Raw genomic sequence first — 13,402 nt, 5'->3', positions numbered from 1 at the left:
TGATTGCGACCATTGGCATCATGTTTGGACATCATAGGCTTTCTCTCCTTAAATTCGTTTTCATAATTCTATTATAAAAGAAAAGACTGTAGACTTCATCCAGAAGTTGGACTTTGTCTACAGTCTGGGTGTTAAGCTAAGAAAAAAATTTTTAAATATTAATTCCCGTAAATTCTATAATTGCTGCCATAAATTTAGAATTTGCGGGATTTCTGTGCTGCTGCGAATCGCAGCGGCTACCGGATTTTCCAGTTTGACTTGCGGGATTTGCAGGGGAATTAGAGTTCCAGCTGCCAATTCAGCGGCAATCAGAACCTCCGGCAACACTGCGATGCCGACACCATGCAAGGCCGCTTCAATCAGCGCCTCTGAGTCATTACTTTCCCACGCCGGTCGCAGCTGAAAGTTTCGCAGGGTTACACTGGCCTCCAGCGCTTCACGGACAGCACTGCCTCGCTCCCTTAATAACAGCGGCTGTTGCAAGACTTCCGCAAAAGAAAATTTCACTTTATGCCGGTCGATAAAATCCTGATTGGCATAAAAACCGATGGGATAACTGGCTAGCGGTTTTTGCTGATAGCCCTCCAGCGTCCGTTGCCCCTCTAAAAAAGCAATATCAATCTGACCTTGCTCCAGCAGCTGCGCAATTTCCCCAGCCGGTCCAACGGTCACCTTGCAGCGGATTTTTTCCTGCTGCAGCTGTTGAATTAGTGATGGTAAATCACTTTTGGCATAGGTCATACAGGAGCCAATTCTCAATGGCAGCTGTTGGGCCAGCTGCGGCAGATGATTTTCCACCCGTTCAAAATTTTCTAAAATAGGCAGAATTTCCTGCAAAAATATTTCCCCTGCTGGTGTTAAACGAACTCCTCGATGCAGCCGCTCCAATAGTTGGGTGTTGGCTTCTTTTTCTAAATCCCCCATCGCATGAGAAACGGCCGATTGAGTCATAAAAAGCTGCTTCGCCGCCTTGGTGAAATTTTCTTGGCGGGCAACCGCCCTAAATATTTCGCATTGTCGATAATTCATAACTGATTGCCACTCACTTTCCCATGAAAATAATTCATGTCTTATCCTACATTTTATCATTTCACTAATCATTAAAACACCTTTATACTGATTAGATGAGGTGAAAAAATGAAAACGTTGAAAGATTATTTATGGTTAATTCGCATTAATTTAATTATTAGCACCTTTACCTTCGGCGGCGGCTATGTGGTGGTGCCGATGATTCGTAAATATTACGTGGGGCGCTTCTTCACTGAAGCCGATTTAGTGGAAATGGCAGCCGTAGCGCAATCCTCTCCCGGAGCGATTGCGATTAATCTATGTGTTTTGGCCGGTAAAAAAGCAGCTGGTTGGGCGGGCTTTGTTATTACTCTAGTCTGCGGCATTTTACCGCCGCTGGTAATTATCGGCGTGATTGCCCAATTTTATCAAGCCTTTGCTGCCAATCCAACGGTCAATGCCGTGCTAACCGGTATGCAGGCCGCCGTTGCCGCTTTGATTTTAGAAGTAGTGGTGGATATGGTCACGGCTATTCGCAGTCAGCGTAGCCTGTTGTTATTAATTATCGTGGCCGGCAGCTTTATTCTCAATGCTTTTTTCCAAGTCAATGTCGCGTTAATCTTAGTCTTCTCCTGTCTGCTAGTCGTCTTTAACCGGAGGAAGGAAGTGCAAGCATGATTTGGCAACTGTATTGGAACTTTTTAAAAATTGGTTTATTTAGTATCGGCGGCGGATACGCTATTATTCCGCTAATACAAGCGGAAGTCGTCGAAAAAAATGGCTGGATTACCCAGAAGGTCTTTACCGATGTTATCACGATTTCCCAGATGACTCCGGGACCTTTAGCTGTTAATACCTCAACCTTTGTCGGTATGCAGTTGGCAGGAGTTCTTGGGGCGCTTATGGCCACATTAGGCGCCATCACTGCCGGTGTGATTATTTCAATGGCTTTATATCAATTTTTCCAAAGCCATCAAGAGTCAATTTTAGTCGGCAATATTTTCCAAGGATTGAAGGCTGCTTCCGTTGGCCTGATTGCCTCAGCCGCCTTGACGATTATTTTGCTGACCTTTTACGGCAGCTCTGAACTTTCAAGTATTCCTTGGCTCAATATTGATTTCAAGGCGCTTATTCTCTTTGGCATCGCCTTTTTCGCCTTAAAAAAATATAAGGTCAACCCAATCTTACTGATGTGTGTAGCTGGCGTTATCGGGTTAATCATTTATTAAAGGTTTTAAAAACTTAACAAAAATCAGCCAAAAGTAGTTTTCTGCATAAAGAAAAACCCTTTTTCAGGACCACATTCATCACTGAAAAAGGGCTGCCTCTTTAAGCAGCAAACTATTTTTTTATCGCCAAACTGGTTGCCAAGTTACTCCAAATTTATCGACGACCCAAGCACACTTGCGAATATCACCAATTGCTTCTGGCCCCATCATGACGCTGCCCTCTTTTGCAAAGGCAGCAAAGATTAAATCAAATTCTGCTTCACTGCGGCACTCAAGGTATAAAGAAGAGGACCAATTAAATGCCGGTGCTGGATTCTGGCTGTCCATATCTAAAAACATAATTTTCTGTCCTAAGAGTGACAGCAGTCCATACATAATCCGTTGCCCTTCTGCTGCTGGCATATGCGGATTGTCAGTGCCATATGGTTCCGCCAATAAAATCTCGGCTTCTGGCAAATTAGCCGCATAAAATTCCAAAGCCGCCTTCGCTTCCCCGTTAAATGTTAAAAAGGGTACTACTCGTTGTTCATCCATCTTATTTGCTCCTTTAAATTTAGATTTCTTCTGCTAAGATTTCCACCGTCTCATGGCTGACTAATTCCCGAAAATCTAAAAAGCCTGCCGCCAAGCCGCGGATTAAAACCTCGGCGCTCCCGATATTGGTGGCCAAAGGGATTTCATAGACATCGCTCAAGCGAATCAAGGCATTGACATCCGGCTCATGGGGCTGAGAAGCCAGCGGGTCCCGCAAAAATATCACCAGATCCATTGAGTCCTCTGAAATCAAAGCGCCAATTTGCTGGTCGCCCCCCAGCGGTCCCGATTTAAATCGATGGACCTTTAGCTTTGTTGCCTCCATGATTTTTAAGCCGGTCGTTCCCGTTGCAAACAATTCATGCTTAGCTAAAATCGGTTCATAAGCGGTCGCCAATTTAACCATGGCGGCTTTTTTGCGATCATGGGCAATCAATGCAATCTTCATGCAAACACTCCTCAAAAATTTTATTTAGCTAAATGGTAGCAGGAAACCTGCTCTCCTGTAAAGAAATCAACTATTTTTATTTGGTTAAATATAAAAAATTTGCCAACAAGTAAATTGATAACTCACGTAGGAGCTACTTCCATCTTACTGGATTGTTACTTAAATTAAAAAAAATAAAAGTCACAAATTTTTGAAGTCGCAATTCAGACAGCTCTTTTATAACTCAACCACTTTTTCCATACTGCCATCAATATCCACAAAATAATTTTTCAAATTGGTCTTATCATAATAGACAATCACCTCTCCATTTGGTAGATACGGAGTGGGGTCCCGCCGCAGTAAAGGGTTTTTGAAATTTAGATGCTCGCCGCTTTTAGCCTGATAGGAACAAATTAGATAGGTCGCTCGCCGATTATTAACCGTCACACCAGAAAAATTATAATCGACTACCTCTGCCAGCACTTTTTTACCAGTGGCTCGCAAGTTTTCGATGCGGCGGTTTTTGCGGGCTGACCGGGCAAAAAGAATCACCGACACCAAGAGCAAAACGCCACCGATACCACCAAAAGCTGCCAAAAAAACCAACCGAAAAGTGCGCAAATTCTGGCTATTATAGGGCTGGCGCACGCCATTGACCGACAGATTAAAATGATCTGAGTCTATCGGTACAACCTGCATAATTACCGCCACTCCTATGAAAATAAGACCTAAAGCCGCCAGTAAAACAGCTACCCAGCTAAAGCGATATACAAAACTTTTTGGTTTTATCTGATTCATTGCTACTTCCCCTTTTTGAAACCCGATTCTAGTTAAGATTAGCAGTTACTTAATCCTACTGTTTATACAAGTTTATCTTTTTTTCTATTATTAGTTTACCATCTATAGCTGCATTCTTCTTGCTTTTCCAAATTTATTTTTATCTCTTGGAATACAAATTGCGTCAGCGGTTTCCCTTCTATTCTCCGTCAGACAAAAAAACAAGCCCCTCAAAGTGCGAGGGGCTTGTTTAAAAAGCAATTTAAATATTTTGGCTGTTTAAAGCATCTTCAGCCGCCATTTGCGCTTCAATGTCAGAAATGCTATAGACATTTTCGCTGGCAATAACTGTTTCTTTTGGTTCCATATTGCGGTAGCGAGCCATACCAGTACCAGCCGGAATAATCTTACCGATGATAACATTTTCCTTCAAGCCTAGTAATGGATCCTTCTTACCGCGGATGGCAGCGTCTGTTAGGACACGAGTTGTTTCTTGGAAGGATGCAGCAGATAAGAAGCTGTTTGTTTCCAAGGAAGCTTTTGTGATACCTAAGAGAACTGGACGGCCAGTAGCTGGCACACCACCAGAAATTAGCGTTTCATAGTTACGATCTTTAAAGTCAGCAATATCTAATAAAGTACCTGGTAAGATATCAGAGCCACCTGGGTCCATAACGCGGACTTTACGCAGCATTTGACGAACCATTACTTCGATATGCTTGTCGCCGATTTCTACCCCTTGCATCCGGTAAACCCGTTGAACTTCTCTTAATAGATAGTTTTCAACAGACAATACGTCACGAACAACTAATAATTGTTTCGGATCGATTGAACCTTCTGTCAATGGCGCACCACGGTGAATAATGTCGCCTTCAGCAACTTTCATGCGAGCTGTAAATGGTACAGTGTAAGTCCGGGTATCAGTTTCACCTTTGACGGTCACTTCTTTAGTCCGAGTCGCTGCATCTTCAGAGATGTCGATGACTTCGCCGGTAACTTCAGTAATGACAGCTTGCCCTTTAGGATTCCGAGCTTCAAAAATTTCTTGAACCCGCGGCAAACCTTGCGTGATATCGTCGCCGGCAACCCCGCCGGTATGGAATGTCCGCATGGTTAACTGAGTACCAGGTTCACCGATAGATTGGGCAGCGATGGTACCAACTGCTTCACCCACTTCAACCTCAGCACCAGTTGCCAAGTTGCGGCCATAACAATGTTTACATACACCATGTTTAGTATTACATGTGAAGACGGAACGAATGGTCACCGTTTCAATACCAGCATCAACGATTTGGCGAGCCAAGTCTTCCGTGATGATTTGATCCTCACCGACTAAAACAGCACCCGTTGCTGGATCGATTACGCTCTTACGAGTATACCGACCAACTAAACGTTCTTCCAATGATTCGATAATTTCATTACCTTCACGAATCGCTTGGATATCTAGACCACGATCAGTGCCACAGTCTTCTTCACGAATGATTACATCTTGGGCCACGTCAACTAGACGACGAGTCAAGTAACCTGAATCGGCAGTCTTCAAGGCGGTATCGGTCATTCCTTTACGAGCCCCGTGAGTTGAGATAAACATTTCCAAGACGGACAAGCCTTCACGGAAATTAGAGATGATTGGCAATTCCATGATACGACCATTTGGAGCGGCCATCAAACCACGCATCCCAGCAAGCTGAGTAAAGTTGGAGATGTTACCACGGGCTCCAGAGTCTGACATCATGAAGATTGGATTCTTAGCATCCAAACTTTCCATCAGTTTTTGTTGGATTTCATCTTTGGCAGCATTCCAAACGGCGATAACCCGTTCATAACGTTCGTCATCAGTGATTAAACCACGACGGAATTGTTTGGTAATATTTTCAACTTGTTTGTGGGCTTTTTCGATGATGTCATGCTTTTCAGCAAGTACCATGATATCGGCAATCCCCACTGTGATACCAGCCATTGTTGAATGACGGTAACCCAAGTCTTTCATTCTATCTAACATCTTAGAAGTTTCGGTAATCTTAAAGCGTTTGAAGACTTCTGCGATGATGTTTCCTAAGTTTTTCTTCTTGAATGGCGCAATTAATTCTTGTTCCTTGATGAAGGCCGGAATATCTGTCCCAGCTTCCACGAAGTACTTGTCAGGCGTTTTTTCCGTCAAGTTAGAATTAGTTGGTTCGTTCAAGTAAGGAAATTCTTGCGGCATGATTTCGTTAAAGATAACTTTACCGACAGTTGTCACCATCATGCGTTCTTTTTGCCAGTCTGTAAATGGTTTGTCACCAAGACTGTTTGGATTAACGGCAATCCGTGAATGTAAATGGACATAGCCATTTCTCCAAGCGATGACTGCTTCGTTCATATCACGGAAGATCATACCTTCGCCTTCACGACCATCTTCTTCCATCGTTAGGTAATAGTTACCTAAGACCATATCTTGAGATGGCGTTACTACTGGCTTACCATCTTTAGGGTTCAAGATGTTTTGAGCCGCTAGCATTAACATGCGGGCTTCCGCTTGCGCTTCTTCATTTAACGGTACGTGAACTGCCATTTGGTCCCCATCGAAATCGGCATTGTAGGCTTCACACACAAGTGGATGCAAACGAATAGCACGACCTTCAACTAGAACTGGTTCAAAGGCTTGGATACCTAATCTGTGAAGCGTAGGTGCCCGGTTCAAAAGAACTGGATGTTCTTTGATGACGTCTTCTAAAACGTCCCAAACTTCATCTTCTTGCCGTTCGATTTTACGTTTAGCATTTTTGATGTTAGAAGCTAGTTCACGAAAAACTAATTCCTTCATCACAAATGGTTTGAACAATTCAATCGCCATTTCCTTTGGCAGACCACATTGGTACATTTGTAAAAATGGTCCCACTACGATAACTGACCGACCTGAATAGTCAACCCGTTTACCTAGTAAGTTTTGACGGAAACGACCTTGTTTCCCTTTTAGCATATGGGAAAGAGATTTCAATGGACGGTTACCTGGTCCAGTGACTGGACGGCCACGACGACCATTATCAATCAAGGCGTCAACGGCTTCTTGCAGCATCCGTTTTTCATTTTGCACGATGATGCTTGGTGCATTTAAATCTAATAAACGTTTCAAACGGTTGTTACGGTTGATTACCCGACGGTACAAGTCATTTAAGTCAGAAGTCGCAAAACGACCACCTTCTAATTGAACCATTGGACGTAAGTCTGGCGGGATAACTGGAATAACATCCATAACCATCCAGCTTGGTTGGTTACCAGAAGCTCTGAAAGCTTCTAAGATGTCTAAACGACGAATCGCGCGGGTCCGTTTTTGACCTTGAGCAGTCTTCAATTCTTCTTTTAATTCCGCAACTTCACCATCTAAGTCAACTAAGTCCAATAATTTCTTAATGGCTTCAGCACCCATGGCAGCTTGGAATTCTTGACCGAATTGATCACGTTTTTCCCGGTATTCACGTTCAGTTAATAATTGTTTCTTTTCTAAGGTCGTATTACCTGGATCGATTACCACATAAGAGGCAAAATAGATAATTTCTTCCAAGGCACGAGGACTCATGTCTAAAACAAGACCCATTCTTGAAGGAATACCTTTAAAGTACCAGATGTGGGAAACGGGTGCAGCTAACTCAATGTGACCCATCCGTTCACGACGAACTTTTGAGCGAGTGACTTCCACACCACAGCGATCACAGACGATACCTTTGTAACGAATACGTTTATATTTTCCGCAGGCGCATTCCCAGTCTTTAGTTGGACCAAAGATGCGTTCACAGAACAACCCTTCACGTTCGGGTTTTAAAGTACGATAGTTAATGGTTTCTGGCTTTTTCACTTCGCCATAAGACCAGCTTCTGATTTTTTCTGGAGAAGCCAAACCGATTTGCATACTTTCGAATTTATTTACATCGATCAAAAGGGGTTCCCTCCATTTCATTTGATGACCCACTGAGAAAGATCAGCAGAGTCAGCCTAGGGACTTCAACGAATGAAGCCCGCTTAGACTAACTTGACTGTCTCTCGACTCAGTTTTTGAAAAGCTGACACTTGCGACAGGTTTTCAAGATTATTGTTCGAAGTCTTCTGCTGTTTCGATGCTTTGGACTAGGTCCTCTTGTGCTTCAGCAACAGCTTCAGTACCTTTTTGTGCCAATTCTTTTGCTGATTGTTGTTCAGCAAATTTTGTTAGAGCATCGACAGTAATCAAGTCATCATCTTCGTCATCCATATCACGAAGTTCGATTTCTTTTTCTTCAATGTCGAGAACTCGCATATCCAAACCAAGGGATTGTAATTCCTTCACTAATACGCGGAAGGATTCAGGCACACCTGGTTTTGGAATTGGTTCACCTTTGACGATGGCTTCGTAAGTTTTCACCCGACCGACAACGTCATCTGACTTGTAAGTTAAGATTTCTTGAAGAGTGTAAGCTGCACCATATGCTTCTAGGGCCCAAACTTCCATTTCCCCAAAACGTTGTCCACCAAATTGCGCTTTACCACCTAATGGTTGTTGTGTAACTAGTGAGTAAGGTCCAATCGAACGGGCGTGCAATTTATCATCAACCATGTGGGCTAATTTAATCATGTACATAACCCCAACAGAGACCCGATTATCCATCGGCTCACCAGTCCGGCCATCGTATAACACAGTTTTGGCATCGCTAGCTAAACCAGCTTCCCGAACTGTATCCCAAACATCATCATCATTGGCTCCATCGAAGACTGGTGTTGCCACATGAATCTTCAATTGACGAGCAGCCATACCCAAGTGCAATTCCAGCACTTGTCCGATATTCATCCGAGATGGTACCCCTAAAGGATTCAACATGACATCAACTGGCGTGCCGTCTGGTAAGAATGGCATGTCTTCTTCCGGCATAATCCGTGAGACAACCCCTTTGTTACCATGACGTCCGGCCATTTTATCGCCTTCATGAATTTTACGTTTTTGAACGATATAAACACGAACTAACATGTTCACGCCTGGTGACAATTCATCACCGGCTTCACGGGTAAAGATTTTCACATCGTGGACGATACCACCACCGCCGTGAGGAACTCTTAATGACGTATCACGAACTTCACGAGCCTTCTCACCAAAGATAGCGTGTAACAAACGTTCTTCTGCTGATAATTCTGTTACCCCTTTTGGAGTTACTTTACCAACGAGTAAGTCACCATCTTTGACTTCAGCACCGATACGGATAATACCCATTTCATCTAAGTTTTTCAGGGCATCTTCCCCGACGTTAGGAATTTCCCGAGTGATTTCTTCAGGTCCTAACTTAGTATCACGGGCTTCTGATTCATATTCTTCAATATGTATGGAAGTATACACATCATCCTTAACTAAACGACGGCTCATGATAATCGCATCTTCATAGTTGTAACCTTCCCAAGTAGTGAAGGCAACTAAGACGTTTTGACCTAAAGCCAATTCGCCTTCTTCCATTGAAGGTCCATCTGCTAAAGTATCACCAACTTCAACTTCTTCGCCTAAATGCACGATTGGCCGTTGATTGTAGCTTGTACCAGAGTTTGAACGACGGAATTTAGTCACAGAATATTTATCTAAAGCGCCATTGTCCCGACGAACATGGACTTCAGAGGCGTCGACGAATTCAACAACCCCATCATGTTTACACAGTAAGGCAGCACCTGAGTCATGGGCTGCTTTAAATTCCATCCCAGTTCCCACAAAAGGTGAACGAGGTTGGATCAACGGCACAGCTTGCCGCTGCATGTTGGCACCCATCAAGGCCCGGTTGGAGTCATCGTTTTCCAAGAAAGGAATACACGCTGTCGCCACGGCAACTACTTGTTTAGGTGAAACGTCCATGTAATCAATTTTATCAATCGTTACTTCCAAGTTTTCACTTTGAGAACGAGCCATTACTAATTCTTCTTTAAAACTGCCATCTTCATTTAACGGTGAGTTCGCTTGCGCTACGATGTAGTGGTCTTCGATATCAGCTGTTAAATAGTCAATGGTGTCCGTCACATGACCAGTTTCCCGGTTGACACGACGGTAAGGCGTTTCGATAAAACCAAATTCATTGACCTTCGCATAGCTGGACAAACTATTAATCAAACCGATATTCGGTCCTTCAGGCGTTTCAATCGGACACATGCGGCCATAGTGGGAATAATGCACGTCCCGTACTTCATAGCCGGCCCGGTCTCTGGTCAAACCACCAGGTCCTAAGGCTGAAAGACGGCGTTTGTGGGTTAATTCCCCTAATGGATTAGTTTGGTCCATGAACTGAGACAACTGAGAAGAACCAAAGAATTCTTTAATGCTGGCCACAACTGGACGAATATTAATCAATTGTTGTGGGGTTAAAGTTTCTTGGTCTTGAATTGACATTCTTTCACGAACAACCCGTTCCATCCGCGCTAAACCAATTCTAAATTGGTTTTGCAGCAATTCACCAACAGAGCGAATCCGGCGATTTCCTAAGTGGTCGATATCATCAACATTGCCGATACCTTCCATTAAGTTTAAGAAATAGCTCATTGAAGCGATGATGTCAGCTGGACGAACTGTTTTAGTGTGGGTATCAGGATAGCCGTTACCAATTACGTTGACCTCCCGTTCAGGATCTTTTGGTGAATACACCTTCACCACTTGAACAGTCATCGGTTCAGTAACAACCCCATCTTCACTTGGGTAGTAAGTAATCGAGTTCAACCCATTGTCAATGTGCGGCGCTAACTCATCCATCACTTGGTGAGTTAAAACAGTCCCTTTTTCAACAAGGATTTCACCTGTTTCTGAATCAACTAAGGTTTCAGCCAAAGTTAAATTCAACAGACGAGTCTTTAAATCTAATTTTTTGTTGACCTTATAACGACCTACGTTAGCTAAGTCGTAACGTTTTGGATCGAAGAAACGTGCAGTCAATAAGTTTCTAGAACTATCAGCGGTTTTAGGTTCGCCGGGACGCAATCTTTCGTAAACGTCCTTCAAGCCTTCCTCAGTCCGTGAGTCGCTAGCATTTTTGTGTAAATCTTTTTCAACAGTATTGCGTAAGCTGTCACTGTCGCCGAAGATTTCAAAAATTGTATCATCAGAACCAAAACCTAAGGCCCGTACCAAAACAGTCAAAGGAATTTTCCGCGTCCGGTCTATTCTGACATAGGAAATATCTTTGGCATCTGTTTCCATTTCCAACCAAGCGCCGCGGTTAGGAATCACAGTTGAACCAAAGCCTTCTTTACCATTTTTATCGACTTTCCCATGGAAATAAACCCCAGGAGAACGCACTAATTGGGAAACGATAACCCGTTCAGCCCCGTTGATAATGAACGTGCCTTGTTCAGTCATTAATGGGAAATCACCGAAGAAAACATCTTGGGATTTGATTTCACCTGTTTCACGATTGGTTAAACGTAAAGTGACATGCAATGGTGCAGAGTAATTGGCATCATGAGCCCGTGCTTCTGCGACCGTATACTTCGGTTCTTTTAATTCATAGCCAACAAATTCTAAAGACAGGTTTCCGTTAAAATCGTTGATCGGCAAGATATCTTCAAACATCTCCTGCAGTCCTTGATCTAAGAACCACTGATAAGATTTTGTTTGAATCTCAATCAAGTTTGGCAATTCTAAAACTTCACTAATTCTAGCAAAACTTCTACGTGTGCGGTGTTTCCCGTATGCTACGTCTTGTCCAGCCAAGCTATTCACTCCTCTAGATTAATTTTCAAAAAGGAAGCTAAATTGTTACGAAATAATTTCAAATATTATTTTTACGTAACAAAGAGCATTTTTTGCGGCTTTTGGGCATAAAAAAAACCAAAAGACAGAGGCGTTTTGAAAGATTAAAAATCTTAGTGCTTCTACTTTTGTTTCCTATGCTAAAGCCGGAACGGACAATATTTCGCTCCTGCCTTTTTTAATTCACTTCGTTTTTGCGTCTATATATAATATAATATTTATAGCAGAAAGTCAACTGTTTTCTGGTTGTCACGCTGGGCTTAACAAAAGCTTTTAGAATTCAAAAAATGAGGAATAAATAAGTTTCAAATTAAATGAATTCAACGAATTTTCAGAAAATTTTAACTTTTCTATTGACAATGCCATTTAATTACATGTATACTTTTAGACATTCAACAAGAAGGAGAAATTATTATGCAGACACTTCAAAAAATTTCGACACAACAGTTGAATCAACACACATACTTTAGCTATTTTAGATAGGTTTGTATTCATACGTGGATACAAACGGCAAGCAGTTCAGTTTGTATCTATGATGGCTAGGGAAATTCGCAATGAGCAAAAAGCCGCGTAGATTAATTTCTAAGTGGCGTGATACGATAGTTTATTTTCGTCCATTTAGAAATTATCTAAATGGACGTTTTTGTTTGATTGAAAAAATGGAGGACGTAAAAATGAAAATGAAAAAATTAGTTTTAACAGCAGCAGCTTTATTGGCGACAATTAGTTTAGGGGCCTGCGGATCATCGGACAATGACTCTTCCGGCAGCGCCACTTCAGGAAGTGCCGGCAACAGTGAGAATGTCACAGTCGGCGTTTTACAATTAGTCGAGCATGACTCTTTAGACGCTTCTTATGAAGGTTTCTTAGAAGGCTTAGCAAATAACGGCTACGTTGAAGGGGAAAATCTCACCGTCAATTATCAAAATGCCCAAAACGGCCAAGATAATTTAATGAGTATGAGCCAGCAATTAGTCAGTGAAGACCCTGATTTATTGTTAGGGATTGCTACTTTAGCGGCTCAATCTTTAGTTAATCAAACAACTGAAATTCCAATTACCTTCACTTCAGTTACTGATCCAGTCGATGCTGGCTTAGTAGCTTCTGAAGAAGAACCTGGCGGCAATGTCACCGGTACAACTGATATGGTGCCAATTGATAAACAAATCGCTTTACTCTTGAGTATTGTGCCTGATGCCAAAACTGTGGGCATTATGTATAACTCAGGCGAATCCAATTCAAAAATCCAAGCTGATTTAGCCCAAGCGGCTTTAGAAGATGCTGGCATTGAAGTCGTTGTGAAAACAGCCACTTCTACCAATGATGTGCAACAGGTAACCGAAAGCTTAACTAGCCAAGTCGATGCAATCTACATCCCAACTGACAATACCTTTGCCAGTGCTGCGGCTATTATCGGTGACGTAGTCAAAGAGAGCAAAACGCCAGTGGTCACTGGCTCCGTTGATCAAACAACAAACGGCGGATTAGCAACTTACGGTATTGACTACCATTCTCTAGGCGTGCAAACCGGCGAAATGGCAGCCCGCATTTTAAGCGGCGAAGCGACACCGGCAGACACCCCGGTTGAAAGTGCTACTGAATTAGAACTAGTGATCAATGAAGACATGGCGGAAGCTTTAGGAATTGATCCAGCGACCATCGTTGCCCCAGAATAATTATTGCGGAGTCTGTGACATTAGTTAG

Annotated in this window: 9 protein-coding genes; 3 read left to right on the top strand and 6 right to left on the bottom strand. The window is 42.7% G+C overall.

What is annotated here, in order from left to right:
* Positions 1–174: 174 nt before the first annotated feature.
* Complete coding sequence (locus tag ACYSNU_RS17500) at positions 175–1,029, bottom strand: LysR family transcriptional regulator (protein ID WP_461738445.1); 855 nt, start codon at positions 1,027–1,029, stop codon at positions 175–177.
* 108 nt (positions 1,030–1,137) lie between these two features.
* Here ACYSNU_RS17500 and ACYSNU_RS17495 point away from each other — a divergent pair, with 108 nt between their 5' ends.
* Positions 1,138–1,686 carry a chromate transporter gene (locus ACYSNU_RS17495; RefSeq protein WP_461738444.1) on the top strand — a complete coding sequence of 183 codons (549 nt, stop codon included), beginning with the start codon at positions 1,138–1,140 and terminating at the stop codon, positions 1,684–1,686.
* Positions 1,683–2,237 (top strand): chromate transporter, encoded by a 555-nt coding sequence (locus tag ACYSNU_RS17490; protein ID WP_461738443.1) that lies wholly within the window; start codon positions 1,683–1,685, stop codon positions 2,235–2,237. Before ACYSNU_RS17495 ends, ACYSNU_RS17490 begins: the two co-directional genes overlap by 4 nt.
* Before the next feature lie 120 nt (positions 2,238–2,357).
* Here the strand turns inward: ACYSNU_RS17490 and ACYSNU_RS17485 are convergent, their stop codons facing one another.
* From ACYSNU_RS17485 to rpoB, 5 genes are all read right to left on the bottom strand, one after another.
* A complete protein-coding gene (locus ACYSNU_RS17485; RefSeq protein ID WP_461738442.1) occupies positions 2,358–2,771 on the bottom strand; it encodes a VOC family protein in 414 nt (137 codons plus the stop codon).
* Positions 2,772–2,790: 19 nt separating this feature from the next.
* Complete coding sequence (mgsA, locus tag ACYSNU_RS17480) at positions 2,791–3,219, bottom strand: methylglyoxal synthase (RefSeq protein WP_461738441.1); 429 nt, start codon at positions 3,217–3,219, stop codon at positions 2,791–2,793.
* Between the two features lie 216 nt (positions 3,220–3,435).
* Positions 3,436–3,996: a hypothetical protein gene (locus ACYSNU_RS17475; protein ID WP_461738440.1), complete on the bottom strand. Its 561-nt coding sequence runs from the start codon at positions 3,994–3,996 to the stop codon at positions 3,436–3,438.
* A 241-nt stretch (positions 3,997–4,237) separates the two neighbouring features.
* Positions 4,238–7,891: a DNA-directed RNA polymerase subunit beta' gene (rpoC, locus tag ACYSNU_RS17470; protein ID WP_461738439.1), complete on the bottom strand. Its 3,654-nt coding sequence runs from the start codon at positions 7,889–7,891 to the stop codon at positions 4,238–4,240.
* Positions 7,892–8,041: 150 nt separating this feature from the next.
* Positions 8,042–11,659, bottom strand: a complete 3,618-nt coding sequence (gene rpoB, locus ACYSNU_RS17465) for a DNA-directed RNA polymerase subunit beta (RefSeq protein ID WP_461738438.1) — start codon at positions 11,657–11,659, stop codon at positions 8,042–8,044.
* Positions 11,660–12,372: 713 nt separating this feature from the next.
* Between rpoB and ACYSNU_RS17460 the strand changes: the two genes are divergently transcribed.
* Positions 12,373–13,374, top strand: coding sequence for an ABC transporter substrate-binding protein (locus ACYSNU_RS17460; protein WP_461738437.1), 1,002 nt, complete (start codon positions 12,373–12,375; stop codon positions 13,372–13,374).
* Positions 13,375–13,402: the final 28 nt, after the last annotated feature.

This window comes from Enterococcus sp. LJL120, assembly GCF_054871765.1.
This window is presented reverse-complemented; position numbering and strand designations above follow the sequence as displayed.

What these genes read in the sequence shown, in the direction of transcription:
- mgsA (WP_461738441.1), bottom strand. Translation starts at nt 3,219, where the DNA reads ATGAAGATTGCATTGATTGCCCATGATCGCAAAAAAGCCGCCATGGTT.
- ACYSNU_RS17490 (WP_461738443.1), top strand. Translation starts at nt 1,683, where the DNA reads ATGATTTGGCAACTGTATTGGAACTTTTTAAAAATTGGTTTATTTAGT.
- ACYSNU_RS17485 (WP_461738442.1), bottom strand. Translation starts at nt 2,771, where the DNA reads ATGGATGAACAACGAGTAGTACCCTTTTTAACATTTAACGGGGAAGCG.
- ACYSNU_RS17475 (WP_461738440.1), bottom strand. Translation starts at nt 3,996, where the DNA reads ATGAATCAGATAAAACCAAAAAGTTTTGTATATCGCTTTAGCTGGGTA.
- ACYSNU_RS17495 (WP_461738444.1), top strand. Translation starts at nt 1,138, where the DNA reads ATGAAAACGTTGAAAGATTATTTATGGTTAATTCGCATTAATTTAATT.
- ACYSNU_RS17500 (WP_461738445.1), bottom strand. Translation starts at nt 1,029, where the DNA reads ATGAATTATCGACAATGCGAAATATTTAGGGCGGTTGCCCGCCAAGAA.
- ACYSNU_RS17460 (WP_461738437.1), top strand. Translation starts at nt 12,373, where the DNA reads ATGAAAATGAAAAAATTAGTTTTAACAGCAGCAGCTTTATTGGCGACA.